We start from the raw sequence: 25,705 nt of genomic DNA, 5'->3' as shown, positions 1-25,705 counted from the left end.
GGCGGGCTCGGCCGGGGTTGCGTCGCGTCGGCACGATGAGCCGGTGCGTCGCCTGATCATGATGCTGAGGCGCCCGGTCTGGGTGACCGTCGGCTGCGTGCTGCTGATGGTGATCGGTGGTGCGTTGTTCTGGTTGCCGATGCGCACCCAGTCCGCGCTTGAGGACTGGGAGACCGAGTTGCGGGCCACCGGTGTACCGGCGCGGGGGATCATCTACGACCGGGTGGCGAAGCGCGGTGGCACCTCCACCACCATGCATCTCCGGTACGACGTGGCCGGCAGGACGTACGAGCAGGAGATCGGCTGCGTCGAGGTGTGCCTGCCGGTCGGCGACGAGGTGTCGATCTGGGTGAACCGCGCCGATCCGAGTGACTTCGTCACCGACTTCGACGAGCTGAGCGGACATCGGGGCCGCATCCAGGGCGTCGTGGGCGCGGCCGGGTTCGTGGTCCTGGTCGCGGGGATCCTTCTCACGCTCTCCCGCATTCCGTTCCGGAAGTGGTTTCCTGCCCGCGCGCGGCGACGGCGGTCCGGCGCTCCGAGCAGGGACGGCGGCGCGTTCACGAGCCGTTCGAAGCACAAGCGGGTCGGTCGAAGCTGAGCCGACGCAGGGCACCTCCGCACTCGGCCGAGGTCGATGCCGATGAGTCATTTGCCGGCTAGTGTCCGGCCTGGAGGTGGTCCCGTGTTCACCGAAGCGTTTCCGATCGTGACTACGCCCGACCTGCCGAGACTGATCGCGTTCTACCGGGATGTCGTCGGCTTCGAGCAGATCTACCGGTTCCCGGACGACGGCGAGCCGGAGTTCGTCGCCCTCCGCCTGGGCAACAGCGAGCTGGGCCTGGCCGCCGACCCGAAGGCCGGCGAACCGGCCCACTCGCATCGTTGGGAGCTGTGCGTATACGCCGAAGACTGCGACGCCGCCGTGAACGCGCTGCGCTCGGGAGGTGCGACGGTCACCGAAGAGCCGGTCGACCAGCCGTGGGGTGAGCGGTCCGCCCGGGTCATGGACCCCGACGGCAACCGCATGCTGGTGCTGTCGCGCCTGTCCTAGTGCCGTCAAACGTGCAGAGATCTTGGACAGTTTCCGTTACGCCAGAACGGAAACTGTCCAAGATCTGTGGGCGGTCTGGCTGCCGGCCGGGTGAGCGGTCGGCCCGGGTCAGCCTGCAGTGATCGTGTCGGCGGTCATCGTCGCCAGAACAGGAGATGGGTGACTCCGCTGGGGCTGGGCACCGACTCCAGGTGGAAGCGGTCGAGAAGATCGCGGGGGCTGGCCCACAACCGCTCACCGCGGTCGAGGTCGACGGGCGCGACGGCGATGTGCATGGTGTCGACCAGATCGGCATCGAGGAACTCGCGGATGGTGGCGACACCACCACCGAGGCGTACGTCCCGACCGTTGGCTGCCTGCTTCGCCTGGGCCAGTGCCTCGGCCGGGCTGGCATCGAGGAAGTGGAACGTGGTGTCGGCCAGGGTGAACGACGGGCGTTCGTGGTGGGTGAGCACGAAGACCGGCGTGTGGAACGGCGGGTTGTCCCCCCACCAGCCCAGCCAGTCATGGTTCTCCCAGGGGCCACGCTGGGGGCCGAACTTGTTGCGACCCATGATCTCCGCGCCGATGTTGCACTCGGCGTCGCGGGTCAGGTAGTCGTCCAGACCGCGCGTGCCGCCGGGCTCGGTGCGATAGACGAAGCTGGCGGTGGCGGCCCGCCAGGAGAACAGCGGAGTGGGGTCCGCGTGGCCGAAGGGCCGTTCCAGGCTCTGTCCCTCTCCGGTGCCGAACCCGTCGCGCGAAACGTTGAAGCACTGCACCCGCAACAGTTGCGGCATGGGATCCCCTCTCGGGTCGATGGTCCGTATCCGGTCGGCGCGGTTCAGTTCGTGGTCACCGTCGGGCCGCCGCCGCGGCCCCGGTCGTCGAGCACGAGCGGGGCGCGACCGCCCACCGCGTACCGGATGTGGGTGACCTGTGGCGTGTGGAGGACGCGGGTGGGCGTCAGCTCGATCGCCTCCTTCTCGCCAAGGTCGAGGTCCGCGTCGAACAGGCGGAGGCCGGTGCCGAGCACGACCGGTACGACGTGCAGCTCCAACTCGTCGAGCAGACCGGCCTTGAGGACCTGCCGCACGAGGCTGCCGCCGCCGGCCACCGCGACGTCCTTGCCGCCGGCCGCGGCGCGCGCCTGCTCGACGGCACTCGCCACGCCGTCGGTGACGTAGGTGAAGCTGGTGCCACCGCCGCGGAGCAGTCGCTCGCGGGGGCGGTGCGTGACGACGAAGACCGGCGCGCGGAACGGCGGCACCTCGCCCCAGGGGACCTCACCTCCGTCGGCCATCCGCCGCCCCATCACGTACGCGCCGGCCGAGCCGAAGGACTCGGCGATCACCTCGGAGTTGGTGTCCTGCTCACCGCCGGCGAAGCCCTGTCGCTCGCGCCACGCCATCGCCTCGGTCGCCCAGCGGGTGACCCGGAAGAAGCCGGCGCTCTCGGCCGAATCCATCCAGTCGCCCTCACCGGCGAATCGCGGGCCGGCGTAGAACCCGTCCGCCGACACCGACAGCTGTGCGGTCACCTTCGTCATCTCGCGTCGTTCCTCTCCTCGGGCGACCCCCGGCTCGGGTGCCGCTCACCGATGGGTCGGAGCCGACCGCTCGCTCCCTACCGGGCTGTCGTGTGGCCTAGGTCACGCCGGTTGAGCGAGAAACTGCTCGATGGCCTCGCGAAACCGCTTCACCTCACGAGGCGGGAGATTGGGGTCGGAGAGGGCGGGACCGGCGAGGAGGTGGGCCAGCGCACCCTTGAGGTGCTCCCGTTCCGCCGCCAGGCCCGACCACGCCGAGTGGGGCAGCCGCAGCACCTGCAGGAGCAGGTCACCCGGGTGGTGGTCGCCCTCGACCAGGGGATTGTCGCGCAGCACGCCCACCGCGAGAGGCAGCAGAGCCGGCACGCCGATCGCCTGCCCGAGCATGATGCGGAGGTCCTCGGCCGTGAAGTCGGCCAGCGGCTTACGACGGAGTTCGGTGCAACGAGTGACGAGGAAGGTGGCATCCGGGCCCGGATCCGGCCACACCTCCCGCTCGAGCTGCTCGATCGTCGGCACCGGGCCAGGCTAGTGCGCGGGGCCGCGGTCCGGTTGCCGGTCGTCCGTGGGCAGGTACCACATCCCAGCGTGCTCGGGGCCGCGCAGCCAGCTCATGCGGGACGCCTCCTCGGGGCGGGGCTTCCAGTCGCGGTACGGCGCCAGGGCCAGCCGCCAGGCGATCACCGCGAAGATGTAGATGCCCGGGCCGACCAGCCACAGCAGGGCGTCGCGGCGGCGGTAGGAGGCGCGCGGGGCCAGCCAGGCGGTCACCACGACGGGCACCGCGATCGCGCCGACGTCGGCCAGCGGCCCACGGCCGAACCGGGCCTCGACCAGCTCGCGAATGACCAGGGACGAAACGAGCACCGCGAGCACTATCGCCACCGCGAAGAGCATGCGCGGCCGGCGACCCAACGGTGCGCGGGCGACGGCTCGTTCGATGACCATGAACGGAGGGTACGGGCCGCCAGCAACGCCGGAACTACGACTTACGGTCGGTGATCGCCGCCTCGATCCGCAGACCGATTCCGGTCAGGATGAGGAAGGCGGCAAGGATCTGCGGCTTGAGCCCGTCGGAGCTGGACGGCATGGTGAGCAGCGAGGTCAGGAAGCCGGCCCCCAGCGACAGGGTGCCGAATGCTCGTACCGTGTCGGCCCGACTCGACCGTAGGTCCATTGGAGAACGGTAGCGAAAGCCGGGTGTCCGTGGTGCCCCGGCTAGGCTGGCGATCATGCGGATTGGCATCGTGATCCTCCCGGACCAGCGCTGGGGTGAGTCGCAGCGTCGCTGGCGGCAGGCCGACGAGTGGGGCTTCGACCACGCCTGGACGTACGACCACCTCGGTTGGCGGGACCTGGTGGACGGCCCGTGGTTCGACTCGATGACCACGCTGACCGCCGCCGCCACGGTCACCTCCCGGATCCGGCTGGGCACCCTCGTGGCGTCGCCGAACTTCCGGCACCCGGCCGCGTTCGCCCGGCAGATCACCACCGTGGACGACGTCTCCGACGGCCGGCTGCTGCTCGGCCTGGGAGCCGGTGGTATCGGCTTCGACTCGGCGGTGCTCGGCGGCGAGACGCTGCCGCCGCGTCAGCGGGTCGACCGGTTCGCCGAGTTCACCGAACTGCTGGACCTGATCCTGCGGGAGGACGGCACCACCTGGCGCGGTGACTGGTTCGCCGCGGTGGACGCCCGCAACAATCCGGGCTGCGTGCAGCAGCCCCGGGTGCCGTTCGTGGTCGCCGCCAACGGGCCGCGGTCGATGCGGCTGGTGGCCCGGTTCGGCCAGGGTTGGGTGACCACCGGCACCGAGGCCGACGACGTGCAGGGCTGGTGGGACACCGTGTCGGCGCTGTCCGCGCGGATGGACCGGACGCTGGAGGAGGCCGGCCGCGATCCGGCCACCCTGGACCGCTATCTCTCGCTGGACGCGGCGCCGGTCTTCTCGCTCAGCAGCGCGCAGTTCTTCGCCGATCAGGTCGGCCGGGCCGCCGACCTCGGTTTCACCGACGTGGTGACGCACTGGCCGCGCGCCAGCAGTTGGTACGCCGGCGACGAGGCCGTCCTGGCGGACGTGGCGACCCGACTGCTGCCGGAGCTGCGCGGCTGAGCCGCGAGCGCCAGCGGCGGGGCCACAGCGCCAGCGACGGGGCCACAGCGCCAGCGACGGGGCCACAGCGCCAGCGGCTGAGACCGCGCCGCCAGGGACGATCGGGTCAGGTGCCGAGGTCGCCGCTGGCCACGCCGCCCTCGCCGCCGGAGACGAGCCGTAGGCGGAGGCAGACGATCGGGGTGTCGTCGTCCACCGGGGTGCCGAGCCGGGCCCAGTAGGCCGAGTGTCCGGCCCGCCATTCCTCGATCGAGCGGTCGCCCTCACCCTCGGCGCGGGCGAAGTCCCACGGCACGTCGGCGAAACGGACCACCTCGACGCCGGTGATCTCCACGACGCCGGCCAGCGCGTCGTCGTCGTCGACGAGCGCCAGCCGCTCGCCGACCCGTTCCAGCTCTTCGCCCTCCTCCGCGTACTCGGCGAGCCGGCCGGCCGTGGCGGTCTTCACGCCGGCCAGCACCAGGGTGTTCAGGGTCGCCCGCAGCTCGCCGGGGGTACCGAGGGCGAGGGTGCGCAGTTCACCGATCCGAGGCCACATCCTGCCGAGGCTAGGCCAGCGCGACCCGTACCGCCGCCGCAATATCCCGGCCCGGTCAGATCAGCTGACCGGCGTAGCCGGCGGCGGCGAGCAGCCGCTCGTCGCCGGTGGCCGCGTGCGCGTCGAGCACCGCGTCGGCCAGCTTGACCACGTGCTCGTCACCGTGGCGGGCCGCCCGGGCGAAGACCTCCGCCGGGGTCGCGGCCGGCACGGTCGGCGGCGCCGTCCCGGCGGTCGGGGCGTACACCGAGGTCACGGCCGCCGTCGCGGCCCAGGCCGCGGCGAGGCTCGGCGCCCAGAGCGCCCGATCGAGTGCCGGCAGGGTACGCAGCACCGCGGTCGGCGCGGTGACCGCGTGCACCAGCATGACCGGCGCCGCGTGCCCGAAGCGCAGGTAGTCGAGGCCGGCCCGGTGCACCAGCGCGGTCAGACCCCGCTCCGCCTCGGCCGGGGTCCGCGCGGGGCGCAGCGCCGCGAGTGCCGGCTCCCATCGCGGTACGCCCGGCAGCCGACCCAGCCGGGCCAGGATGCCCCCGGACTGGTCGTCGATCCGGGGCAGCCCGGCCAGGGCGGCGTCCACGTCCATCCCGTCGGTGCCCGGCCCTCCCGCCTCGGCGGCGGTGGGGCCGACCGGGGCGGCCGGGTCGAGCAGTCGGTCGGCCCCGGGGACCGGCTGCCAGCGGGCCGCCCAGTAGCCGAGGGCCTGGCCCAGCTCGGCGACCCGTTGTGGGTTCGCGCCGCCCGGGTCCAGTGCGCGCACGGCGTGCCCGACCCGGATCACGCCGTGGGTGGCGCCGGCGGCGATGCCGGGCAACAGCCGGGGCCACCAGGTGCCGAGGACCTCCCGCCACGGGCGTTCGCGCAGCTCCCGGTCGAAGTACGCCAACCAGTCACCGGCCCGCTTCGGATCGCCCAGCGCCGTCCGCCAGTCGTCGATCGGGCGCAGCCCACGGGGCAGGTCGTCGAGGCGACCGAGGTAGTCGTCGAGCCAGCGGTGCACCCGCTGCTGGTGGCCGTGCCGGGCCAGCGCCTCGACGGCCATCGGCCCGTGGTTGGTCAGCCAGCCGTCGTATTCGGGGCCGGTGCGGTGCAGCCGTTCGTACGCCTCGTCGAGGATCCCGTCGCTCATACGTCGATCGTCGAAGATGAACCGAGGTTCAGGTCAAGCAGGCAGATCCGCGCCGCTGATCAGGCCGGTGATCCGGAGTCGGGCCGCGACGTCGGGTGGACAGTCGACGGCCACCACGGCGCTGCCCAGCACCTCGGCGCCCCGGGCCGCGCAGATGTCGTAGAGGGCGTGGATCTGCGCTCCGGTGCGTACCCAGTCGTCCACGACCAGGACCCGGTCGCCGGGGCCGAGGTGCCGGTCCCGCACGGCCAGGTCGACCTGCCGACCCCGGTAGTCCGGCGGGCTCTGCGCCCAGGTGAGCGGCCCTGCCGGCAAGCGCCCGTCGCCGGGCTTGTGCGCGGCCACGAAGCCGACTCCGAGGGCGGTGGCGGCCAGCGGCCCGAGCAGCAGCCCGGTGACCGCGGGGGCGAGCACCACGGTCGGCCGGGCGGATCGGTAGGGCGCCACGAGGGCCGGGCCCAGCTCGGCCAGCACCGTCGGATCCCGCCACCAACCGGAGATGTCGCTGACCAGGTGGCTGGTGCCCGGCCCGGGGTCGATCCACCGGAACAGGGTGGCGAGGCGTTCGGTCAGCTCGGCGGGCATCGGTCCATCCTGCGGCACGCGCGGCCGGGGTGCGGGCACCCGGGCCGGCCGGCCCATACCGGCTCGGATGATCGGCTACACGTACCAGTGCAAATACGGGCATACCACAATGATCACGTTGACTTCGGAAGTGCTTCTCTCGTTACGGTCCGACCCGGTTTGTTCAGTCGACGAAAGGACCGGGCCGGTGGCAGGTAGGCACTCCCGTACCCGCATCTTCTCCTCCCCGGCGGGCATCGCGGCCACCGCGGCGGCCGCCGTCGCCCTCGCCGTCGGGGGAACCGTGGGCGCCGTGCAGCTGACCTCGGGGTCCGCGCAGCCGGAGCAGGCCACCATCGAGTTCGCCCCGACCATCGCCGCCAGCAGCCCCGCCGCCAGTTCCCCGGCCGCCGCGCCGAGTGTCAGCGCCTCGCCGAGCGCGACGGCCAGTCCGTCGGCCAGCCGGTCGCCACAGGCAGCCTCGCGGAACAAGACCCGCACGGCGGCGCCGAAGCCGAGCCCGACCGCGAAGAAGAAGACGCCGGCGGCGAAGGTGCTGGAGAGCGGCTCGTGCGGCGCCTCCTTCTACTCCGACGGGCAGCTCACCGCCAACGGCGAGTCGTTCAACCCGAACGAGCTGACCGCGGCGCACAAGACCCTGCCGTTCAACACCAAGGTCCGGGTCACCAACCCGGCCAGTGGCAAGTCGGTCGTGGTACGGATCAACGACCGTGGCCCGTTCATCGACGGCCGCTGCCTGGATCTCTCCCGGGCCGCGTTCGCCACCATCGCCTCGGTCGACGTGGGCGCGCTCACCGTCCGGTACGAGGTGCTCGGCTGAGCGGAGCGGGCGATGCCGTTCCGGCCGGACACCCACGCCAGCCGGACAAAACCTCCTCGGACGACGGGCCAGGTTCATTCACCCGCTCACGCGGATCAGGCATGCTGTCCCTCGTACCCACGCGACTCCTCCAGTCGGGCCGTCGCCCGCTGAGCCCCGGATCCCGCGCCGGCCTCGGCGCGGCCTTCGTCCTGCTCGCGATCGTCTCGGCGGTGGAGGTGGCGGACGGCCGCCCCGCGCACTACGTCGCTCTGCTGGCGGCGGCCCCGTTCCTGGCCGCCGCGGTGGCGGCGTGGCAGGTGGTGCTGGGGGTGGGCGTCGCGGCGACCCTGATCGGGGCCGGCTTCGCCGTGATCGAGCCGGAGATGTCGCTGGTCACCTCGGTCAACGTGGTCGCGGTCGCGCTCGCCACCGCGCTGGCGGTGGCGGTGACGTGGGTACGGCAGCGGCAGGCGGTGAAGATCGCCGAGTTGACCAAGCTCGCCTCGGTGGCCCAGCAGGCGGTGCTGCGTTCGCTCGGTCCACAGGTCGGCACGCTGTCGGTGGCCGGCCGCTACATCTCCTCCACGGCGACGGCCGAGATCGGTGGGGACCTGTACGAGGCGATCGACACGCCGTACGGGGTTCGCATGATCATCGGTGACGTGCGCGGCAAGGGGCTGGACGCGGTCCGGCTGGCCAGCATCGTCCTCGGCTCGTACCGGCACGTGGCCTACGAGCGGGCCGACCTGCGCGCCGTGGTGGCCGACCTGGACCGCGCGGTCGCCCGCAACGTCGGTGACGAGGACTTCGTGACCGCGGCACTGGTGGAGGAGCGTGGCGGCACGCTCACGATCGTCAACTGCGGGCATCCGCCGCCGCTGCTGTTGCGGCGGGGCGCGGTGATCCCGCTGGAGCCGCCCGCGCCGGCGCCTCCGCTCGGGTTCATGCCGGTGGTCCGTCCCCGGGTGGAACGTCTGGAGCCCGGCGACCGGCTGCTGCTGTTCACCGACGGTCTCGGTGAGGCCCGGCGGGACGGCGAGTTCTTCCCCACGGCGGACCGGGCCTGGCGGCTGCTCGGGCACGGCACGGTCGCCGACGGGCTGGCCTCGCTGGAGACGGCCCTGGTCGAGTGGGTGCACGGCCGGCTCGACGACGACATCGCCCTGGTCCTGATGGAGTACGCCGGCACGCGGACCGGCGCGGCGGCGGCAGTGCCGAGCTGGGAAGTCGGCGCCGCCGAGAGCTGACCGGTCGGCCCGCAGCCGTGCGGTACCGCAAGTGTGTAATGGCCGTCACTTGGGTGATCGGCTTGTCGGTGGCTACCCGCGAGTAATAGAGTCGGGGTTACTGATCGGTAACACCTGTCCGGAAGCGGGGCCAGTGAGCATGACCCACTACAAGAGCAACCTCCGGGACCTCGAGTTCAACCTGTTCGAGGTCTTCGGGGCGGACCGGGCGTTCGGCCAGGAGCCGTACTCGGAACTCGACACCGACACCGCCCGCAGCTTCCTGGCCGAGGTCGACCGCCTCGCCCGCGAGGATCTGGCCGCCAGCTACACGGACAGTGACCGCAATCCGCCGGTCTTCGACCCGGCCACGCACACCGCGCCGCTGCCGGAGTCGTTCAAGAAGTCGTACCAGGCGTTCATGGACTCCGAGTTCTGGCGGCTGGACCTGCCGCCCGAGCTGGGCGGCACCAACGCGCCGCGCGCCCTCTGGTGGGCCCTCGCCGAGCTGGTGCTCGGCTCGAACGCCCCGGTCTGGATGTACGCCTCCGGCCCGTCCTTCGCGCACGTGCTGCACGTCGAGGGCACCGAGCGGCAGAAGAAGTGGGCCAAGCTCTTCATCGACAAGCAGTGGGGCTCGACGATGGTCCTCACCGAGCCGGACGCCGGCTCGGACGTGGGCGCCGGCCGCACCCGTGCCGTCCAGCAGCCGGACGGCACGTGGCACATCGAGGGCGTGAAGCGCTTCATCACCTCGGGCGAGCACGACCTGACCGACAACATCGTCCACTACGTGCTGGCCCGCCCGGTGGGCGTCGAGGGCGTCGGTGGCCCGGGCACCAAGGGTCTCTCGCTCTTCGTCGTGCCGAAGTACCACTTCGACGAGGAGACGGGCGAGCTGGGCGAGCGCAACGGCGTCTACGCCACGAACGTCGAGCACAAGATGGGCCTGAAGGTCTCCAACACCTGCGAGGTGACCTTCGGCGAGCACGGCGTCCCGGCCAAGGGCTGGCTGCTGGGCGACAAGCACGACGGCATCCGCCAGATGTTCATGATCATTGAGTACGCCCGGATGATGGTCGGCACCAAGGCGATCGCCACCCTCTCCACCGGCTACCTCAACGCCCTGGAGTACGCGAAGAACCGGGTGCAGGGCGCCGACCTGATCCAGCAGACCGACAAGACCGCGCCGCGCGTCACCATCACGCACCACCCGGACGTGCGCCGCTCGCTGCTGCTGCAGAAGTCGTACTCCGAGGGCCTGCGCGCCCTGGTTCTCTACACCGCCACCTGGCAGGACCGGGTCGCCATCGCCGAGGCGGCCGGCGACGAGAAGGCCACCAAGCTGGCCAAGCGGGTCAACGACCTGCTGCTGCCGCTGGTCAAGGGCGTCGGTTCGGAGCGGGCGTACGAGCTGCTCGGGCACGAGGCGCTGCAGACCTTCGGCGGCTCCGGCTTCCTCCAGGACTACCCGCTGGAGCAGTACGTCCGGGACGCCAAGATCGACACCCTGTACGAGGGCACCACGGCCATCCAGAGCCTGGATCTGATCTTCCGCAAGATCGTCCGGGACAACGGCAAGGCGCTGATGGCGGTCGCCGGCGAGATCCAGGAGTTCATCTCCTCCGAGGCGGGCAACGGCCAGCTCAAGGAGGAGCGGCAGGCGCTCGGCAAGGCGCTCGCCGAGATCCAGAACATGCTCGGCGTGCTGACCGGCTGGCTGGGCGAGGCCCAGGGCGGCGACACCCGCGCCCTGTACAAGGTCGGGCTCAGCAGCCGGCGGTTCCTGCTGGCCATCGGCGACCTGGTGGTCGGCTGGCTGCTCCAGAAGCAGGCCGACGTGGCGCTGACGGCGCTGGCCGGTGAGGTCTCCGCCACCGACAAGGCGTTCTACACCGGCAAGGTGGCCGCCGCCCGGTTCTTCGCCCGCGAGGTGCTGCCGCGCATCGGCGCGGACCGGCGCATCATCGAGGGCGCGGACCTCGACATCATGGACCTGCCGGAGGAGGCCTTCTGAGCGTGCCACGGCACGCCTGAAGGTTCCGAGCGCCATCCGACACCGACGGCCGGCGGGGCAACTGCCCCGCCGGCCGTCGCGCTGCCCGCACCACTCCTGCTATTCGGTTGCCCGACCCCGGTAGGCCGGCGACGGGGCGGGTAACCGTCGCGTGGTCACGACAGGGAACGCCCAGAGCCACCGCACGGGGGAGTGCAGCGCACATGGGTGTAGGAAGCGGCATCTTTCTCATCGCGATCGGCGCCATCCTGACCTTCGCGATTCGAGCCAACGTCTGGTGGATAGACCTGCGCGCGGTCGGCTGGGTGTTCATCCTCGCCGGGCTGGCCGTGCTGCTGACCACGCTCTGGTTCTGGCAGGACCGGCGTAAGCGGGCCCGGACCCTCATCGTCGAGGAGAACCGGCTCTCGCATCCGACGGCGATGATGCCGCCGCCGCCCGACCCGCCGCCGCCGACCGCGCCACCCTCCTGAGCCGCGTACGCCCGGGCCACCCGTCGACCATCGGCGGGTGGCTCAGCCGCGTGCGACGTGCCGTGCGGTGATCGGCGCCCGAGCCGGGGCCAGCTCCGTCCAGCTGAGCGTGCCGCGGTGCACCGCCAGCTCGGTGGTCCGTAACCCCTCCGCGTCCGCCCCCTCCGGGTCGAGAAGCGCGGAGAGCAGCGAGATGCCCGGATTGTGGGCGATCAGCAACGCCGTCCGTGCGGTCGCGTCGATGGTGCGGACCAGCGCCAGCAACTCCTCCGGATGGGCGTCGTACGCGCCGGGCTCGTAGCGGACGGTCGGGCGGGGTCCGGCCGGGCCGCCCTCCGGCGGCGAACCGGTCATCCCCATCGCCACGCCGTGCCAGGTCTGCCGGGTGCGCAGCGCCGTCGAGCAGAGCACCACGTCGGGCAGCAGCCCGTGGTGGGCCAGCCAGGCACCGGCCGCGGCCGCGTCGGCGTGCCCCCGCGCGCAGAGCGGCCGGTGGGCGTCGTCCGTGCCCTCGCCGCCCTGCTCGGCCTTCGCGTGCCGGAGCAGCACCAGATTCCGTGTCTCGGGATGGGCGTCCGTCATGCCCCCAGCTTGCCCGATTGGCGATCTCCGTGCCGGGGTAAGTCGATGGGTGCCGCACCCCTACCGACGGCCGCGGCGGGACGTACGCCAGGTTAGAGCCGAGGAGCGAGACATGGGCATTGGTGGCAGCATCTTCCTGATCGCGTTGGGCGCGATCTTCGCATTCGCCGTGGAGGCCGACCTGGGCTGGCTGAACCTGGCCGTGGTCGGCTGGGTGCTGATGCTGGCCGGTGTCGCCGGCCTGCTCGTCACCCTCTACTTCTGGAACAGCCGCCGCCGCACGGTGGTGGCCGCGCCGGTCCGGGAGGACCGCGTGGTGACCGATCGTGTGGTGCCGGTCCAGGACGACCGGGTCATGCGGGAGTATCGCGAGGTGCGCCGGCCGGGCCGTCCGGTCTGACTCCCGCTCGCGCACTCCGGGGTCCCGCAGCGTCGCGGGGCCCCGGCTCGCGTCCGCCCACCGGTGGCTCGCCCGCGCCCTGCACCGGCTCGTACCGCGCCGGTGGGGGTCAGGCGAACAGCGCGAAGTAGATCGCGATGTGGTGGCAGAGCGCGGCCAGCAGGGTGCAGGCGTGGAAGAACTCGTGGTGGCCGAAGACGGTCGGCCACGGATTGGGCCGGCGCAACGCGTAGAAGATCGCGCCGACGCTGTAGATCGCACCCCCGACGCTCAGCAGCACCAGTGCCGCGACGCCACCGCCGTGCAGGATCTCCGGCAGCATGGCGACCGACACCCAGCCGAGCGCCAGGTAGAGCGGCGCGGAAACCCAGCGTGGGGCGTGCGGCCAGACCATCTTGAGCGCCACGCCGGCCAGCGCGCCACCCCAGACCAGGGCCAGCATCACGGTGGCCGGTCGCGGCGCGAGCAGCAGCGCGCAGAACGGTGTGTACGTGCCGGCGATGAAGATGAAGATCATCGAGTGGTCCATCCGGCGCATCACCTGATAGCCGCGCTCCGACCACACGCGACGGTGGTACAGCGCGCTGGTGCCGAAGAGCCCACAGACGGTCAGGCTGTAGATGACGCAGCTGACCAGGGGCGCCCACCCCGGCCGGGTGGCGGCGATCGAGCACAGCACGATGCCGGCGACCAGGGCGACGAAGAAGGCGTACGTGTGCAGCCAGCCGCGCATCCGGGGCTTACCGATGTCGACCGGCTTCAGTCGAAGCGGAGCGGAGGTGGTCACGACATCAGGTTACGGCACCGTAGGTTACTTGCAAGTAGTCGCGCTGGTGACGCCCGGCACCGTCCCCGTGAACACCTCCGCCGGCACGACATCGGCGAAGATGAGCGGATGCGGATGATCCGACCCGCCGGGGCGCACGCCCTGCTGCTCGACTGCTCCGAGCCCGCCGACGCGGCCCAGGCCGCCCTGGTCGACGCGTGGCGGGCCGAGCTGTGGCGCCGCCGCGACCGGGGCGAGCTGACCGCCGTCGAGATCGTGCCGGCCGCCAGCACCGTCCTGCTCGACGGCCTGCCCGACCCGGCCGCCACCGCCGACCTGCTGTCCCGTTGGGCACCAGCGGTCGCCGCCGCCAACGACGCCGACGGCGCGGCGGACCGGACGAGCGAGCGGGAACCCGGCGAGGTCATCGTCCCGGTGGACTTCGACGGGCCCGACCTGTCGACGGTCGCCCAGCACTGGGGGGTCGACGTGGCGGCCGTACCGCGCCGGTTGACCAGCACCCCGTTCCGGGTCGCCTTCTGCGGCTTCGCCCCCGGGTTCCCCTACCTGACCGGTCTGCCCGCCGCGTTGGCGCTGCCCCGGTTGGCCACCCCCCGACCTCGCGTACCGGCCGGCTCGGTCGCCCTGGCCGGCCCGTACGCCGGCATCTACCCGAGCGCCTCCCCCGGCGGGTGGCTGCTGGTCGGCCGGACCGAGCTGGTCCTCTTCGACGTGGACGCCGACCCGCCCGCCCGGCTCGGCCCGGGCACCCGGGTCCGGATGGCGGCGGCGTGACCCGTCCTGGCGAGATCGAGGTGCTCCGCGCCGGCGCGCTCACCACCGTGCAGGACCTGGGCCGACCCGGCTGGGCGCACCTCGGCGTACCCCGGTCAGGTGCGCTCGACCCGGCCGCCCTGGCGCTGGCCAACCGGCTGGTCGGCAACCCGGAGCAGGCCGCCGGCCTGGAGCTCACCCTGACCGGCTGCACGCTGCGCCTGACCCGGGCCACCACCGTGGCGGTCACCGGAGCCGAGGTGCCGATCCGTGCCGGCGATCGTCCAGGCGACACCGGGCGCCCGCTCACCGTGCCGGCCGGAACGGTGCTGCGGATCGGCCCGGCGCGCCGGGGCGTACGGAGCTGGCTGGCCGTCGCGGGCGGGATCGACGTGCCGGCCGTGCTCGGCAGCAGAGCCACCGACACGCTCTCCGGGCTGGGCCCGTCCCCGCTGCGGGACGGTGACCGGCTGCCCCTCGGTGCGCCGTTCGGCGAGCCCGCCCCGGTGGACGTGACCGTCGCCCCCGTACCCCCGCCGGAACTGCGCCTGATCCTGAACCGTGGCCCCCGCGACGACTGGTTCACCCCGGCCGCGTTCGACCGGCTGTTCGGCACCGCGTACACCGTCAGCCCGGTGAGCAACCGGGTCGGCGCGCGGCTCGCCGGCGCGCCGCTGCCCCGCGCGGTCGCCGGCGAACTGCCCAGCGAGGGCATCGTGCTCGGCGCGGTGCAGGTGCCGGCGGACGGGCAACCCCTGATCTTCCTCGCCGACCACCCGACCACCGGCGGATACCCGGTCATCGGGGTGGTCAGCGACGTGACCCCGCTCGCGCAGGCCCGACCAGGTACTACCGTCAGATTCCATGGACCTCAACGCTGACCTGGGCGAGGGATTCGGCATCTGGCGACTCGGCGACGACGAGGCGCTGCTGCACCTGGTCACGTCCGCCAACGTCGCCTGCGGCTTCCACGGCGGCGACCCGTCCACCATGCGGCGGGTCTGCGAGAGCGCGGCGCGGCGCGGGGTGGCGGTGGGCGCGCAGGTCGGCTACCGCGACCTGGCCGGCTTCGGTCGGCGGCACATCGCGTACGACTTCGCCGAGCTGCGCGACGAGGTGACCTACCAGCTCGGGGCCCTCAACGCGTTCTGCCAGCTGTTCAACACCCGGGTCCGCTACCTCAAGCCGCACGGGGCGCTCTACCACGCGGCCGCCAACGACGAGTCCCAGGCGGCCGCCGTCGTCGCCGCGGTGACCGGCCACGACCCCGAGCTGCCCGTGCTCTGCATGCCCGGCTCGACCCTCGCCCAGCTCGCCGTCGGCGCCGGCCTGCCGGTGGTCGCCGAGGCCTTCGCCGACCGCGGCTACCTGCCCAACGGGGCGCTGGTGCCCCGCGGCACCCCCGGCGCGCTGATCACCGACCCGGACGAGGTGGCCACCCGGGCGGTACGGATCGCCACCGAACGGACCGTGGTGGCGGTGGACGGCACCGTCATCCCCTGCCCGGCGGACTCGATCTGCGTGCACGGCGACACACCCGGCGCGGTCTCCGCCACGGAGCTGGTCCGCGCCACGCTGATCGACGCCGACGTCCCACTGGCCCCGTTCGCGTGAGAGGGAGGGCCCTCGGGGGCCCTCCCTCTCAGCTAGGCGTCGAGGCCGCGCAGCACCAGCGGAAGGCGGGTCGCGGCGCCGTCGACCACCCGGACCGGGACGCCCCAGTCCTGTCGGGTCAGGTGGCAGGCCGCGTGCTCGACGTCCGCGTCGCAGGTCGCCGCCTGGGCGGTCACCTGGAGCACCCCACCGGTGACCTCGCCGTTGAGCACCAGCCGGCGGGACAGCTCGGTGCCCGTGCCGGCGCCCTCCACCAGCAGCTCCGGCGGGGACGCGGAGACCACCAGCCGGGTCGACGGCCCGAACGTCTCGTCCAGCTTCTGTCCCGGCGCGGGCGTGAAGACGATGTCGAGGGTGACCTCACCGGCCGCGACGTCGGTCGGCTTGCGCTCGGTACGGTGCCGGGGGCCGTCCACCGTGCTGGCGCCGGCCGCCGACAGTGAACCCGGGGCCAACCGGGTCAGCCGGTGCGCGGCCGACTCCACGACCAGCACCTCACCGGCCGGGGTGAGCACCAGATCACTCGGCTCGGCCAGCCCGTCGGCGACCGTGGACACCTCGTTGGTCGACGGGTCGAAGCGCCGCACCGCGCCGTTGTAGGTGTCCGCGATCAGCACCGAGCCGTCCGGCAGCGCGCACACGCCCAGCGGGTGCTGGAGCAGCGCCGACTCCGCCGGCCCGTCCACGTGACCGAAGTCGAACAGGCCCTGCCCGACGGCGGTGCCCAGCACACCGTTCTCGACGTACCGGACGGCGCTGGTCTCGCTGTCGGCGATCCAGAGCCGGGTGCCGTCGGCGGAGACGGAGAGCCCGGACGGCTGCGCCATCCACGCCTCGGCGAGCGGGCCGTCGCGCAGCGCCTCGACCGTGGTGCCGGCGTACATGCCGGCGGTCCGCTTGATCGGATCGAACCACCAGAGCTGGTGGATGCCGGCCATCGCGATGATCAGCTTGTCGTCGTACCAGGCCAGGTCCCACGGCGAGGAGAAGTCCACGGCGAGCGCGTCGTGCGCGTGGTCGTCGACCGAGGCGCGCCACTGCCGGCCGCTGCCAGCCACCGTGACCACCTCGCCGGACGCCAGGCGTACGCCGCGCAGCAGGTGGTTGACCGTGTCGGCGACCACCACGTCGTAGCCGGCCACCTCGGCGACCTGCCGCGGCAGCACGCAGAGCCCCTGCGGCTCCGAGAAGGCCGCCGCACCGGCCGGCCCGTCGGCCCGGCCCCGCTCACCCGAGCCGATCCGGCGCACCGGCGTCTCACCGTCCGGGGCCAACTCGACCAGGGAGTGCCGGGCCGAATCGGAGACCAGCAGATTGCCGTCCGGCAGCAGCACCGCCTTGCCGGGGAAACGCAGCGCGGTTTCCGGTGCCGGCGGCGGGACGTACGGGCCGTCGCCCCGGTGCAGGGTGCCCTTGGCCTCGTGGGTGGCGATCAGCTCGTCGATCAGCCGGGCCAGCCCTTCGGCGTGCCCCTCGCCGGCCATGGTGGCCACCACGTACCCCTCGGGGTCGATCACCGACAGGGTCGGCCAGGCCCGGGCCGCGTACTGCTGCCACATGTCCATCTCGGGATCGTCGAGCACGGGGTGGTGCACCCCGTACCGCTCCACGGCGGCGGCCAGCGCGTCGGCGTCCTTCTCATGCTCGAACTTCGGCGAGTGCACACCGATCACGACGAGCACGTCGCCGTACTTCTCCTCCAACGGGCGCAGCTCGTCGAGCACGTGCAGACAGTTGATGCAGCAGAAGGTCCAGAAATCCGCCAGGGCGATCTTGCCGCGCAGGTCGGCGAGCTTCAGATCGCGTCCACCGGTGTTCAGCCAGCCCCGACCGCGCAGCTCGGGGGCCCGTACTCGTGCGCTCATGTCCCCATCGTGCCTGATCACCGGCCCGCCGCCGGCCGGAGGGGGCGAGCCGCCGGGATCCGGGATGGGAGGACGACGACGGCGGGCCCACGGTCGCCCGTGGCCCCGCCGTCGGTTCGCGCTACTTGGTGGCCGGCTTGAGGCAGAGCACCCGGTTGATGCCGTCACCGGGCAGCACCACGTGCGGCTGGGCCGGGTCGGCGCACTTGTCGTTCGCATCCACCTTGGAAACGATGGTGAACGCGCCCTCCGCGCCACAGTCCACCGCCGAGGCGCCCTGGCCGGACTGCTTGACGCAGGTGCCGACCGCCGGGTCGAAGGCCGGCGTGTCGTCCCCGCCGAACTTGCCCAGCAGCATCAGCAGGCCGAGCGGCACCGCCAGGATGAGCACCGCGGCGATCAGCACCGCCGCCAGCACCCGGCCGTTGCGCACCTTCGGCGCCGGTGGCTCGGCCTTCGGCTCGTCGGCGTCCGGCTTGAACGCCTCGAACCGGCCCTGGTCGGAATCGGTGGGTTCCTGGCCCCAGGGTGCGGGCTGCTGGGGCACCGACGGGAAGGCCGGCGGGAAGCCACCGCCCGGTGCGGGCTCGCCGCCGAAGCCCGGGCCGCCGAAGCCCGGCGTGCTGTTCACCGCGGCGGAGCCGGCGACCGGTGACCCGGGGGCGCCGAACGGGTCGGCCGGGCGCTCGGCGCCGGCCTGCGGCCGCACCCCGTTCACCGGCCGGTTGCTGCCCGGCGTGTCGACGAACGACGGCACACCCGGCGGGAACGCCGGGGGCGCGGACGCCGCCGCACCGAACGCGTTCGGCGCCGCCGGCCGGTCCCGGTCGTCGAAGCGCGGCTCGGCCGGGGGCTCGCCACCCCAGGCGGGGCCGCCCTGCCGGTCCGGCCCGCCCTGCCGGTCGGGGCTGTTCGGCCACTCCGGTGCGCTCTGCCGTTCCGGGCCGTTCGGCCAGTCGGGTGCGCTCTGCCGTTCCGGGCCGTTCTGCCAGTCGGGTGCGGCCTGCCGTTCCGGGCCGTTCTGCCAGTCGGGTGCGGCCTGCCGTTCCGGGCCGTTCTGCCAGTCCGGGGCGCCCTGGCGCTCGGGACCCGGGTCGGCCTGGAACGCCTCCGGGGCCGCCTGCTCCGGCTCGTTCTCCGGCTCGGGACGGGACGGGCGGCCGTACACCCGAGGCTGCGGCGCGGGCGCGCCGGCCGGTCGTGCGGCCTGGTCGGTGGGGGGCATCACCCGGCTGGCCAGCGGCACCGAGGCGCTCGCCGACGCCCGGCCCGCCGCCGAGTCGGCCTCCGCTGCCGGTACGACCGCGCGGCCCGCGCCGGCCTCCGGAGAGGTACGCGGGGACGGCACCACGGCACCGGCCGCCGGAGCCTCCTCGGCCCGACCCCAACCGGTCGGCTCCGCCTCGTACTGCGCGGCGGCGTCCGGGCTCTCCCGCTCGGCGTACGCGGGCTGCTCGGTGGCCGGGGCGTACTGGGCCGGCGGCACGTAGTTGGCGGGCGGGGCGGCAGCCAGGCTGGCACCCGGCACCCGCTGCTCCTGCGGGGGCAGTGGCACCGCGTTGGCGGGCGAGATGCCCGGCGCGGGAGCGGGCTGGTAGACCGGCGACTCGTCGCTCCGGCCCGCTTCCCAGTCACCGCGGGACTGGGAGGCCTCCGCCTCCGCGCGGCCCCACACCTCGCCGGGCGCCCACGGCTGGGCCTCCGGCGCGGCGGCGTTGCCCTGCGCGGCGTTGGCCTGGGCGGCGTTGTCGGGGGCGGCGGCCCAGGCGGGCGTCCCGTCGTTGCCGGGCACGCTGGCGCTGGCCCTGGCCGGGTTGCCGGTCGCCTCCGGGGTCCACTCCGCCGTTTCGGGCCGCTCGGCCGGCTGGTCCTGCTGAGCGAGCACCCAGTCGGGCTGCTGCGGACGGCCCTCGGCGCCACCCCAGGCGGCGGGCTGCGCGGCCTCGTCCTGCTTCACGTCGGCGCCGTCGCCCCACCCGCCGGGCTGTGCCGGCTGCTGCTGCTGCTGTCCGGCCCATCCGCCGGAGCGGGACGGGTCGTCCTGGCCGGGCCAGTTCGGCGCCGGCACCTGAGCCGCGCCGCGGGCCGCGGCCGGATCGGCCTGGCCCCACCCGGGGGCCGGCTGCTCGGTCGACTCGGCGGCCTGACCCCAGGTCTGGGGGGACTGCTCGGCCGGCGTCCACACCGGCTGGTCGTCCCGGCCGGCGGTGCCGTTGGCCCAACCGGCGGACCCGGCCGGGTCGTCCTGCTGACCGGAGCCGTTGCCGGACCAGCCGGTGGCCTGCGCCGGCTCGGACTGCTGCGACTCGGCGCCGCGCCAGTCACCGGCGGGCGGGTCATCCTGCGCCGCTCCGCCCCAGCCGCCGGAGCGCGCGGGGTCGTTCTGCTGGGCATCGGCGTTCCAGCCACCGGAGCGGGCCGGGTCGTCCTGTGCCGGCCAGGCGGCGGTGGCGGGCGGCACCTGCGCGGCACCCCGGGCCGCCGGCTGAGCCGGGACCCAGTCGGGTTGCTCGCCGGCCCCGGGGGTCCACCCGGGTGCGCCCTGGTCGGCTGGCGGCCAGCCCTGCTGGGCGGCCCACGGGGCGGGCTGCGTGTGCTCGGGTGCGCCACCGGCGCCGGTCCAGGCGCCGGGCTGCTGCGGGGGTTCGTTCGCGCCACCGCCGGTGGCCCAGGCGGGCTGTGTCGGCTCGGTGGGCTGCGGCGCCGCGGCGGCACCCCAGGCGGGGTTCGGTTGCTGCTGCTCCGACTGGGCGGCCCATGCCGGGGCCGACGGGTTCGGCCGCGCCGGCGGCGGGGGTGCCCAGCCCAGGTCGGGGCCGGTGCCGTTGTAGCCGTTGTCCGGCTGCGCCGGGCGGTCGCCGTACGGCGCCGGTCCGCCGGCGCCCGGTGACACCTCGTCCGGCTCCTGGCCGGGGCGGTGCGGGCCCTCGGACGTCATCGGTGCGCCTCCTCCATCACATGTCGGCCGCCGGTGCCGATCGGTCTCCTCGGCATGGCTGCCGGCGTCACCGGCGTACCGCCGTGCCGGCTCCCCGCACGGTATCCGGTGGCCACACGGGGCGTCCAAGGAGCACCGGTCGTCACTCCCCGTTGCCGGTTGGTGTCGAGCAGCTTCTATCGGCTCCGCCGGTGCCGGTCCGACGGGCGTAGACCGAAGCTCACCGTACCGGGCGCTGCGGCACGGCGGAATCCCGGTGCCGTGGGGCGTGGAGACGCCGATGGCCCGCCCGGTCGGCCGGGCGGGCCATCGATCTGGAGGAGGTGAGGAATGTCGTGGAGCGTCAGCCCATGTGACGCTGGGCGATGATGAGGAGTTCCTCGCGGACTGCCGGCGAGTTCGCCGAGCGCAGCGCGTGCTCGATGGCACGGGCGCGGCGGGTGGCATCGCGGTGGCTGCGGATTCGCTCGATCATGCTCATTTGGTGGGTCCTCCTGGCTATTCGGTTGTTGGCCCCTGATGCATCTATTCAACCGCAGAACCCGGCCAACTTCCATCGATTATTAGGTGAGCTGAGACACCTGCCTAACAATCAAAGGTCAGGGACCCTGTTCGCCGACGGTTTCGTCGTCCAACGGACACGGCCGGTGTGCCGGGCGTTAACCCGTGGCACACCGGCCGTGGCTGGCGTTCGGACGGTCAGGTCCAGGCGAGCAGCGCCGCCTCCGGGTCGGCGAGGAAGTCGCCGATGTCGCGCAGGAACTTCGAGCCCAGCTCACCGTCGATGATCCGGTGGTCGAAGCTCAACCCCAGCGTGGTGACCTGACGCGGCTTGACCTTGCCCTTGTGCACCCAGGGCATCTCCCGCACCGCGCCGAAGGCCAGGATCGCCGACTCGCCCGGCGGCAGGATCGGCGTCCCGGTGTCCACCCCGAACACCCCCACGTTGGTGATGGTCAGGGTGCCGCCGGACATGTCCGCCGGCGAGGTGCGGCCCGACTTCGCCGTCTGCACCAGGTCGTTCAGCGCGTCCGCCAGCTCGCGCAGCGAGAGCCGGCCGGCGTCCTTGACGTTCGGCACGATGAGGCCGCGCTCGGTGGCCGCCGCGATGCCGAGGTTGACGTACTCCTTGACCACGATCTCGTCGCCGGCCCAGGTCGAGTTGACCATCGGGTGCCGCTTGACCGCCAGGAGCACGGCCTTCGCCACCAGCAGCAGCGGTGAAACCCGGACGTCGCGCCACTCCCGCCGGCCGCGCAGCCGGTCCAGCGCCTTCATCGCCCGGGTCACGTCGACGGTCAGGAACTCCGTGACGTGCGGGGCGGTGAACGCCGAGCGGGACATGTTCTCGGCGGTGAGCTTGCGTACCCCCTTGACCGGGATGCGCTGCTCGCGGTCCGCGCCGAAGCTGGCGGCGCTCGTCGCCACCGACGTCGCCCTGATCGGCTCGGCCGCCACCACGGCGCCGTTCGCCGCCTGCTGCACGTCCTCCCGGGTGATCGAGCCCAGTGGACCCGAACCGGTCAGCGTGCCCAGGTCGACCCCGAGGTCCTTGGCGAGCTTGCGCACCGGCGGCTTGGCCAGCACCAGCCCACCGGTCGCCGCAGCGACCGGAGTCGCCTCGGCCACCGGCTGCGGAGCCGGCGCGACCGGCGCCGGAGCTGGCGTCGGCGCGGCCGCGGGCGTCGCCGCGGCCTGCGCCGGGACGCCACCCTTGCGCGGCCGGCGCTTCGCAGCGGTGGTACGCGGGCCGTAGCCGACCAGCACCGCGGTCCGCCCACCCGGGGCGGGGCCGCCGATCAGGCCCGGCTCGACCATGCCCTCGGCCGGCGCCACCTCGACGGCGGCCAGCGAGGCCGCCGACGGGGTGGGCAGGTCACCGCCGGGCGTGGCCGTGGTCGACGGCACGTCCAGCGGGCCGGCGCCCGGGTCGGTGTCGATCGCGATGATCGGCGTACCGACCTCGACCGTGGTGCCCTCCGGGTGGAAGATCGCCTGCACCTGGCCGGCCCACTTCGCCGGGATCTCCACGGCCGCCTTCGCCGTCTCCACCTCGACGATCGGCTGGTTCAGCTCGATGGTGTCGCCGACCTTCACCAGCCAGGACAGGATCTCGCCCTCGGTCAACCCCTCACCCAGGTCGGGAAGGTTGAACTCCTTGATCCGGGACATGCCGCTCACCAGCCGAAGGTGCGGTCGACGGCGTCGAGCACCCGGTCCAGGTCGGGCAGGTACTCCTCCTCCACCCGGGCGGCCGGGTAGGGGGTGTCGAAGCCGGTCACGCGCAGCACCGGCGACTCCAGGGAGTAGAAGCACTCCTCGGTGATCCGCGCGGCCAGCTCGGCGCCGAGGCCGATGTTGGACGGCGCCTCGTGCACCACCACCGCGCGGCCGGTGCGCTTCACCGACTCGTAGGCCGCGGCCAGGTCCAGCGGGGAGAGCGAGCGCAGGTCGATGACCTCCAGCTCCCGGCCGTCCTCGGCGGCGGCGGTCGCCGCGTCCAGGCACGTCCGGACCATCGGCCCGTACGCCAGCAGGGTCACGTCGGTGCCGGGCCGGACCACGCGGGCGGAGTGCAGCGGGTACGCGTCGGACAGCGGCGCTTCCAGGTCGACCTGCCCCTTCTCCCAGTAGCGCCGCTTGGGCTCCAGGAAGACGATCGGGTCGTCCGAGGCGATGGCCTGTTGGATCATCACGTACGCGTCCTGCGGGTTGGCGCAGGACACCACCTTGAGGCCGGCGGTGTGCGCGAAGTACGCCTCCGGCGACTCGGAGTGGTGCTCGACAGCGCCGATGCCGCCACCGAACGGAATCCGGATCACCATCGGGATGCTGAGCTTGCCGCGCGAGCGGTAGTGCATCTTCGCCACCTGCGACACGATCTGGTCGTACGCGGGGTAGACGAAGCCGTCGAACTGGATCTCGCAGACCGGCCGGAAGCCGCGGATGGCCAGGCCGACCGCGGTGCCGATGATGCCGGACTCGGCCAGCGGCGTGTCGATGACCCGCTGGTCGCCGAAGTCCTTCTGGAGCCCGTCGGTGATCCGGAACACGCCGCCGAGCTTGCCGACGTCCTCGCCCATGATGATGACCTTGGGGTCGTTCTCCAGGGCGCGGCGCAGACCGGTGTTGAGGGCCTTGCCGAGGGTGAGCGTCTCCGTGGCCATCAGTGGGCGCTCCCCTCGAACGACTCCATGTAGCGGCTGAACTGCGCGCGCTGCTCGTCGAGCAGCGGAGACCCGTTCGGGTAGACGTGGTCGAACATCGTCACCGGCTCGGGGTTGGGCATGGCGAGCACCCGCTCGCGCAGGTGCACCGACTCACGGCGGGCCTGCTCGTCGACCTCGGCGAAGAAGTCCGCGTCGGCGATCTGCTGCTTCTCCAGGAATGCCTTGACCCGGGCGATCGGGTCCTTGGCCTGCCACGCCTCGACCTCGCTGGCGATCCGGTAGCGGGTCGGGTCGTCGGAGGTGGTGTGCGCGCCCATCCGGTAGGTGTACGCCTCGATCAGGCTCGGGCCCTGCCCGTGCCGGGCGTTGTCCAGCGCGGTGCGGGTGACCGCGTACGTGGCCAGCACGTCGTTGCCGTCCACCCGGATGCCGGGGAAGCCGAAGCCGGCGGCCCGCTGATAGAGCGGGATCCGGGTCTGCCGCTCCAGCGGCTCGGAGATCGCGTACTGGTTGTTCTGGCAGAAGAAGACCATCGGGGCGTTGAACACGCCGGCCCAGACGAACGCCTCGTTGACGTCACCCTGGCTGGTGGCGCCGTCGCCGAAGTAGGCGATCACCGCCTCGCCGTCGTCGGTGCCGGTCTTGCCGTCCATGGTGATGCCCATGGCGTAGCCGGTCGCGTGCAGGGTCTGCGCCCCGATCACGATCGTGTACATGTTGAACTTGAACTCGTTCGGGTCCCAGCCGCCCTGGTCGACGCCGCGGAACAGGCCGAGCGGCATGATCGGGTCGATGCCGCGGCAGTAGAGGACGCCGTGCTCCCGGTAGGTCGGGAAGGCCATGTCCTGGGTGCGCAGCGCCCGACCGGAGCCGACCTGCGCCGCCTCCTGCCCGAGCAGGCTGGCCCAGATGCCCAGCTCGCCCTGCCGCTGGAGCGCGGTCGCCTCGGCGTCGAGCTTGCGGACCAGCACGAGGTCGCGGTAGAGCCCGCGGTACTCCTCGTCGGTGAAGTCGACGCGATACTCGATGCCGTCCGGCCCGGTGACGCTGTCGATCCGCTCGCCTTCGGGGGTGAGCAGCTGCACCAGCTCGGGATCGCCGGCCGCCCTCTTCCTGGAGCGGGGTGCTGCCCGCCTGCCGCGGGTGGTGCCCCCGGGGTCGCCCTTTGCCATCCGTCTCTCCCTGTCGTGTCTGCGTCGGCACCGGGGGGTCACCCGGCCGCGCAACTCGTGCGCCTGCCCGGCTGCTGCCGGACCGGTTCCTGGCGGCCGCGCCTAGCCCCGGTGGGGGTTGCCGCGCGGCGTGAGCCGGATTCTGGCCGAACCCGGTTCGGGAGCGCCGGCGCTCAACCGCGCCTGCCGCGAGGGTGCGCGGAGGTCACGGCTGCGTTGCCGTCGTGCTCCATATTCGCAGAGCAGGTGAGCGCGCCCACAGTACGCCCGCCCCGCATTCCGACCGTCCCCTGTTTGCGACTCTTTGTCGCCATCGTGCCCGACCGCGCCCACCAGACCTACCGGCGATGGTTCGTCACCGTTCGGGCCATCTCCGCGTGTCGACACGCAGTGGAGGTTGGCTGACGGAGGGTGACTGGGCGAGGCTGTTTACCGCAGGAACGCGCCGATCGAGTGATTTGCCGGGGTTCTCCAGCCGGCGACGTTCTGCCGTGTCCTCCGACAGCTGACGACAAGGGGTGTGTGCGGTGCACGAGCCAGGTGACGGTCCCGGCACACCCGCGCTCGGCCGGCACCGCTCGGTCGGCGGCTACCGCCGGGTGGTCGGCGCGCACCGCGCTCCTGGCGCGGGCGGCCCCTCCCGCGGTTACCTGCTCACCGTCGCGCTGCTGGCCGGCACCGCGTCGATGCCCATCCTCGCCGCCATCAGCGCGGGCTCCGCCACCCCGGGCAGCACCGCGCTTCCGGACAGCAGCACCCCGTTCATCCCGACCCCGTCGGTCGGGCCGGTGGTGATCCCGGTGCCGGCGACCAGCCAGCCGCCGCTCCCGCCACCCGCCACGCCCAGCGTCGGCCCGACGGCCACCGCCGGCTGGCTGCCCACGGCTCCCGGGCGTGACCAGGACCGGACGGACGCGGGCTCGACCGGGGTCGACCCGGGGACCATCCCTCGGGTGGTGCC

Annotated in this window: 27 protein-coding genes and 1 pseudogene; 12 read left to right on the top strand and 16 right to left on the bottom strand. The window is 73.1% G+C overall.

Annotated elements, in window-relative coordinates:
* Positions 1 to 43 precede the first annotated feature (43 nt).
* Both EAD89_RS17865 and EAD89_RS17860 read left to right on the top strand, forming a co-directional pair.
* On the top strand, positions 44 to 601 hold the full coding sequence (locus tag EAD89_RS17865) for a DUF3592 domain-containing protein (RefSeq protein WP_233578785.1): 558 nt from the start codon (positions 44 to 46) through the stop codon (positions 599 to 601).
* Positions 602 to 709: 108 nt separating this feature from the next.
* A complete protein-coding gene (locus tag EAD89_RS17860; protein ID WP_233578782.1) occupies positions 710 to 1,054 on the top strand; it encodes a glyoxalase/bleomycin resistance/extradiol dioxygenase family protein in 345 nt (114 codons plus the stop codon).
* Positions 1,055 to 1,188: 134 nt separating this feature from the next.
* Here EAD89_RS17860 and EAD89_RS17855 read toward each other — a convergent pair whose 3' ends face one another.
* The 5 genes from EAD89_RS17855 to EAD89_RS17835 all read right to left on the bottom strand — a co-directional run bounded on the left by EAD89_RS17855 (position 1,189) and on the right by EAD89_RS17835 (position 3,759).
* The gene (locus tag EAD89_RS17855; RefSeq protein WP_121655632.1) at positions 1,189 to 1,833 is read right to left on the bottom strand and encodes a dihydrofolate reductase family protein; all 645 of its coding nucleotides are present in this window, start codon (positions 1,831 to 1,833) and stop codon (positions 1,189 to 1,191) included.
* A 44-nt stretch (positions 1,834 to 1,877) separates the two neighbouring features.
* Positions 1,878 to 2,582: a dihydrofolate reductase family protein gene (locus EAD89_RS17850; protein WP_121676535.1), complete on the bottom strand. Its 705-nt coding sequence runs from the start codon at positions 2,580 to 2,582 to the stop codon at positions 1,878 to 1,880.
* Positions 2,583 to 2,684: 102 nt separating this feature from the next.
* Entirely contained in the window at positions 2,685 to 3,101 is a 417-nt protein-coding gene (locus EAD89_RS17845; RefSeq protein WP_121676534.1) for a contact-dependent growth inhibition system immunity protein, read from the bottom strand.
* Positions 3,102 to 3,110: 9 nt separating this feature from the next.
* Positions 3,111 to 3,530: a hypothetical protein gene (locus tag EAD89_RS17840; protein WP_147458826.1), complete on the bottom strand. Its 420-nt coding sequence runs from the start codon at positions 3,528 to 3,530 to the stop codon at positions 3,111 to 3,113.
* 34 nt (positions 3,531 to 3,564) lie between these two features.
* Positions 3,565 to 3,759, bottom strand: coding sequence for a hypothetical protein (locus EAD89_RS17835; RefSeq protein WP_121676532.1), 195 nt, complete (start codon positions 3,757 to 3,759; stop codon positions 3,565 to 3,567).
* A 55-nt stretch (positions 3,760 to 3,814) separates the two neighbouring features.
* On the opposite strand from EAD89_RS17835, the gene EAD89_RS17830 reads away from it, so the two are divergent.
* Positions 3,815 to 4,693 (top strand): LLM class flavin-dependent oxidoreductase, encoded by an 879-nt coding sequence (locus EAD89_RS17830; RefSeq protein WP_121676531.1) that lies wholly within the window; start codon positions 3,815 to 3,817, stop codon positions 4,691 to 4,693.
* A gap of 106 nt (positions 4,694 to 4,799) precedes the next feature.
* Here EAD89_RS17830 and EAD89_RS17825 read toward each other — a convergent pair whose 3' ends face one another.
* The 3 genes from EAD89_RS17825 to EAD89_RS17815 are packed head-to-tail and all read right to left on the bottom strand — an operon-like array spanning position 4,800 to position 6,945.
* Complete coding sequence (locus EAD89_RS17825; protein WP_121655627.1) at positions 4,800 to 5,231, bottom strand: ASCH domain-containing protein; 432 nt, start codon at positions 5,229 to 5,231, stop codon at positions 4,800 to 4,802.
* 55 nt (positions 5,232 to 5,286) lie between these two features.
* Positions 5,287 to 6,360 (bottom strand): questin oxidase family protein, encoded by a 1,074-nt coding sequence (locus EAD89_RS17820; RefSeq protein ID WP_121676530.1) that lies wholly within the window; start codon positions 6,358 to 6,360, stop codon positions 5,287 to 5,289.
* Positions 6,361 to 6,393: 33 nt separating this feature from the next.
* On the bottom strand, positions 6,394 to 6,945 hold the full coding sequence (locus EAD89_RS17815; RefSeq protein ID WP_121676529.1) for a phosphoribosyltransferase family protein: 552 nt from the start codon (positions 6,943 to 6,945) through the stop codon (positions 6,394 to 6,396).
* A gap of 187 nt (positions 6,946 to 7,132) precedes the next feature.
* On the opposite strand from EAD89_RS17815, the gene EAD89_RS17810 reads away from it, so the two are divergent.
* The 4 genes from EAD89_RS17810 (at position 7,133) to EAD89_RS17795 (ending at position 11,463) form a co-directional block, all read left to right on the top strand.
* The gene (locus EAD89_RS17810) at positions 7,133 to 7,765 is read left to right on the top strand and encodes a septal ring lytic transglycosylase RlpA family protein (RefSeq protein WP_199733547.1); all 633 of its coding nucleotides are present in this window, start codon (positions 7,133 to 7,135) and stop codon (positions 7,763 to 7,765) included.
* Positions 7,766 to 7,866: 101 nt separating this feature from the next.
* The gene (locus tag EAD89_RS17805; RefSeq protein WP_121655623.1) at positions 7,867 to 8,994 is read left to right on the top strand and encodes a PP2C family protein-serine/threonine phosphatase; all 1,128 of its coding nucleotides are present in this window, start codon (positions 7,867 to 7,869) and stop codon (positions 8,992 to 8,994) included.
* A 139-nt stretch (positions 8,995 to 9,133) separates the two neighbouring features.
* Positions 9,134 to 10,990, top strand: a complete 1,857-nt coding sequence (locus tag EAD89_RS17800; protein ID WP_121655622.1) for an acyl-CoA dehydrogenase — start codon at positions 9,134 to 9,136, stop codon at positions 10,988 to 10,990.
* A gap of 203 nt (positions 10,991 to 11,193) precedes the next feature.
* Complete coding sequence (locus tag EAD89_RS17795; protein ID WP_074315731.1) at positions 11,194 to 11,463, top strand: DUF6458 family protein; 270 nt, start codon at positions 11,194 to 11,196, stop codon at positions 11,461 to 11,463.
* Between the two features lie 42 nt (positions 11,464 to 11,505).
* Here the strand turns inward: EAD89_RS17795 and EAD89_RS17790 are convergent, their stop codons facing one another.
* Positions 11,506 to 12,045 (bottom strand): histidine phosphatase family protein, encoded by a 540-nt coding sequence (locus tag EAD89_RS17790; protein ID WP_121676527.1) that lies wholly within the window; start codon positions 12,043 to 12,045, stop codon positions 11,506 to 11,508.
* A gap of 112 nt (positions 12,046 to 12,157) precedes the next feature.
* Between EAD89_RS17790 and EAD89_RS17785 the strand changes: the two genes are divergently transcribed.
* Complete coding sequence (locus EAD89_RS17785; RefSeq protein ID WP_121655620.1) at positions 12,158 to 12,445, top strand: DUF6458 family protein; 288 nt, start codon at positions 12,158 to 12,160, stop codon at positions 12,443 to 12,445.
* Between the two features lie 109 nt (positions 12,446 to 12,554).
* Here the strand turns inward: EAD89_RS17785 and EAD89_RS17780 are convergent, their stop codons facing one another.
* The gene (locus EAD89_RS17780; protein ID WP_121676526.1) at positions 12,555 to 13,232 is read right to left on the bottom strand and encodes a hemolysin III family protein; all 678 of its coding nucleotides are present in this window, start codon (positions 13,230 to 13,232) and stop codon (positions 12,555 to 12,557) included.
* Between the two features lie 108 nt (positions 13,233 to 13,340).
* Between EAD89_RS17780 and EAD89_RS17775 the strand changes: the two genes are divergently transcribed.
* Genes EAD89_RS17775 through EAD89_RS17765 form a run of 3 tightly spaced genes read left to right on the top strand, consistent with a single transcriptional unit; the run spans position 13,341 to position 15,599 of the window.
* The gene (locus tag EAD89_RS17775; protein ID WP_121676525.1) at positions 13,341 to 14,006 is read left to right on the top strand and encodes an allophanate hydrolase subunit 1; all 666 of its coding nucleotides are present in this window, start codon (positions 13,341 to 13,343) and stop codon (positions 14,004 to 14,006) included.
* The gene (locus tag EAD89_RS17770; protein WP_121676524.1) at positions 14,003 to 14,866 is read left to right on the top strand and encodes a biotin-dependent carboxyltransferase family protein; all 864 of its coding nucleotides are present in this window, start codon (positions 14,003 to 14,005) and stop codon (positions 14,864 to 14,866) included. The genes EAD89_RS17775 and EAD89_RS17770 overlap by 4 nt, the downstream gene beginning before the upstream one ends.
* On the top strand, positions 14,850 to 15,599 hold the full coding sequence (locus tag EAD89_RS17765) for a LamB/YcsF family protein (protein WP_121655616.1): 750 nt from the start codon (positions 14,850 to 14,852) through the stop codon (positions 15,597 to 15,599). Before EAD89_RS17770 ends, EAD89_RS17765 begins: the two co-directional genes overlap by 17 nt.
* A 32-nt stretch (positions 15,600 to 15,631) precedes the next feature.
* On the opposite strand, the gene EAD89_RS17760 is transcribed toward EAD89_RS17765, so the two are convergent.
* The 6 genes from EAD89_RS17760 to pdhA form a co-directional block, all read right to left on the bottom strand.
* A complete protein-coding gene (locus EAD89_RS17760) occupies positions 15,632 to 17,464 on the bottom strand; it encodes an NHL domain-containing thioredoxin family protein (protein WP_121676523.1) in 1,833 nt (610 codons plus the stop codon).
* A gap of 121 nt (positions 17,465 to 17,585) precedes the next feature.
* Complete coding sequence (locus EAD89_RS30495) at positions 17,586 to 20,402, bottom strand: hypothetical protein (RefSeq protein WP_158610750.1); 2,817 nt, start codon at positions 20,400 to 20,402, stop codon at positions 17,586 to 17,588.
* A gap of 343 nt (positions 20,403 to 20,745) precedes the next feature.
* Entirely contained in the window at positions 20,746 to 20,883 is a 138-nt protein-coding gene (locus tag EAD89_RS30770; RefSeq protein ID WP_199723474.1) for a hypothetical protein, read from the bottom strand.
* A gap of 218 nt (positions 20,884 to 21,101) precedes the next feature.
* Positions 21,102 to 22,574 (bottom strand): dihydrolipoamide acetyltransferase family protein, encoded by a 1,473-nt coding sequence (locus EAD89_RS17750; protein ID WP_121676522.1) that lies wholly within the window; start codon positions 22,572 to 22,574, stop codon positions 21,102 to 21,104.
* Positions 22,575 to 22,579: 5 nt separating this feature from the next.
* Positions 22,580 to 23,569 (bottom strand): alpha-ketoacid dehydrogenase subunit beta, encoded by a 990-nt coding sequence (locus EAD89_RS17745; RefSeq protein ID WP_121655613.1) that lies wholly within the window; start codon positions 23,567 to 23,569, stop codon positions 22,580 to 22,582.
* Positions 23,569 to 24,744, bottom strand: a complete 1,176-nt coding sequence (pdhA, locus tag EAD89_RS17740; protein WP_121655612.1) for a pyruvate dehydrogenase (acetyl-transferring) E1 component subunit alpha — start codon at positions 24,742 to 24,744, stop codon at positions 23,569 to 23,571. Before pdhA ends, EAD89_RS17745 begins: the two co-directional genes overlap by 1 nt.
* Before the next feature lie 527 nt (positions 24,745 to 25,271).
* On the opposite strand from pdhA, the pseudogene EAD89_RS17735 reads away from it, so the two are divergent.
* Positions 25,272 to 25,705, top strand: a pseudogene (locus EAD89_RS17735) (hypothetical protein); the annotation flags it as partial.

Origin of the sequence: Micromonospora sp. BL4 (assembly GCF_003667505.1) — a bacterium.
In the GTDB taxonomy this organism is placed as follows: domain Bacteria; phylum Actinomycetota; class Actinomycetes; order Mycobacteriales; family Micromonosporaceae; genus Micromonospora.
The sequence above is the reverse complement of the archived record's forward strand: the minus strand, read 5'-3'. Positions and strand labels throughout refer to the sequence as shown.

Coding starts and splice junctions, on each gene's coding strand:
- EAD89_RS17855 (WP_121655632.1), bottom strand. CDS start 1,833: ATGCCGCAACTGTTGCGGGTGCAGTGCTTCAACGTTTCGCGCGACGGG.
- EAD89_RS17850 (WP_121676535.1), bottom strand. CDS start 2,582: ATGACGAAGGTGACCGCACAGCTGTCGGTGTCGGCGGACGGGTTCTAC.
- EAD89_RS17840 (WP_147458826.1), bottom strand. CDS start 3,530: ATGGTCATCGAACGAGCCGTCGCCCGCGCACCGTTGGGTCGCCGGCCG.
- EAD89_RS17835 (WP_121676532.1), bottom strand. CDS start 3,759: ATGGACCTACGGTCGAGTCGGGCCGACACGGTACGAGCATTCGGCACC.
- EAD89_RS17830 (WP_121676531.1), top strand. CDS start 3,815: ATGCGGATTGGCATCGTGATCCTCCCGGACCAGCGCTGGGGTGAGTCG.
- EAD89_RS17825 (WP_121655627.1), bottom strand. CDS start 5,231: ATGTGGCCTCGGATCGGTGAACTGCGCACCCTCGCCCTCGGTACCCCC.
- EAD89_RS17820 (WP_121676530.1), bottom strand. CDS start 6,360: ATGAGCGACGGGATCCTCGACGAGGCGTACGAACGGCTGCACCGCACC.
- EAD89_RS17815 (WP_121676529.1), bottom strand. CDS start 6,945: ATGCCCGCCGAGCTGACCGAACGCCTCGCCACCCTGTTCCGGTGGATC.
- EAD89_RS17805 (WP_121655623.1), top strand. CDS start 7,867: ATGCTGTCCCTCGTACCCACGCGACTCCTCCAGTCGGGCCGTCGCCCG.
- EAD89_RS17800 (WP_121655622.1), top strand. CDS start 9,134: ATGACCCACTACAAGAGCAACCTCCGGGACCTCGAGTTCAACCTGTTC.
- EAD89_RS17795 (WP_074315731.1), top strand. CDS start 11,194: ATGGGTGTAGGAAGCGGCATCTTTCTCATCGCGATCGGCGCCATCCTG.
- EAD89_RS17790 (WP_121676527.1), bottom strand. CDS start 12,045: ATGACGGACGCCCATCCCGAGACACGGAATCTGGTGCTGCTCCGGCAC.
- EAD89_RS17785 (WP_121655620.1), top strand. CDS start 12,158: ATGGGCATTGGTGGCAGCATCTTCCTGATCGCGTTGGGCGCGATCTTC.
- EAD89_RS17775 (WP_121676525.1), top strand. CDS start 13,341: ATGCGGATGATCCGACCCGCCGGGGCGCACGCCCTGCTGCTCGACTGC.
- EAD89_RS17765 (WP_121655616.1), top strand. CDS start 14,850: ATGGACCTCAACGCTGACCTGGGCGAGGGATTCGGCATCTGGCGACTC.
- EAD89_RS17760 (WP_121676523.1), bottom strand. CDS start 17,464: ATGAGCGCACGAGTACGGGCCCCCGAGCTGCGCGGTCGGGGCTGGCTG.
- EAD89_RS30495 (WP_158610750.1), bottom strand. CDS start 20,402: ATGACGTCCGAGGGCCCGCACCGCCCCGGCCAGGAGCCGGACGAGGTG.
- EAD89_RS30770 (WP_199723474.1), bottom strand. CDS start 20,883: ATGAGCATGATCGAGCGAATCCGCAGCCACCGCGATGCCACCCGCCGC.
- EAD89_RS17750 (WP_121676522.1), bottom strand. CDS start 22,574: ATGTCCCGGATCAAGGAGTTCAACCTTCCCGACCTGGGTGAGGGGTTG.
- EAD89_RS17745 (WP_121655613.1), bottom strand. CDS start 23,569: ATGGCCACGGAGACGCTCACCCTCGGCAAGGCCCTCAACACCGGTCTG.
- pdhA (WP_121655612.1), bottom strand. CDS start 24,744: ATGGCAAAGGGCGACCCCGGGGGCACCACCCGCGGCAGGCGGGCAGCA.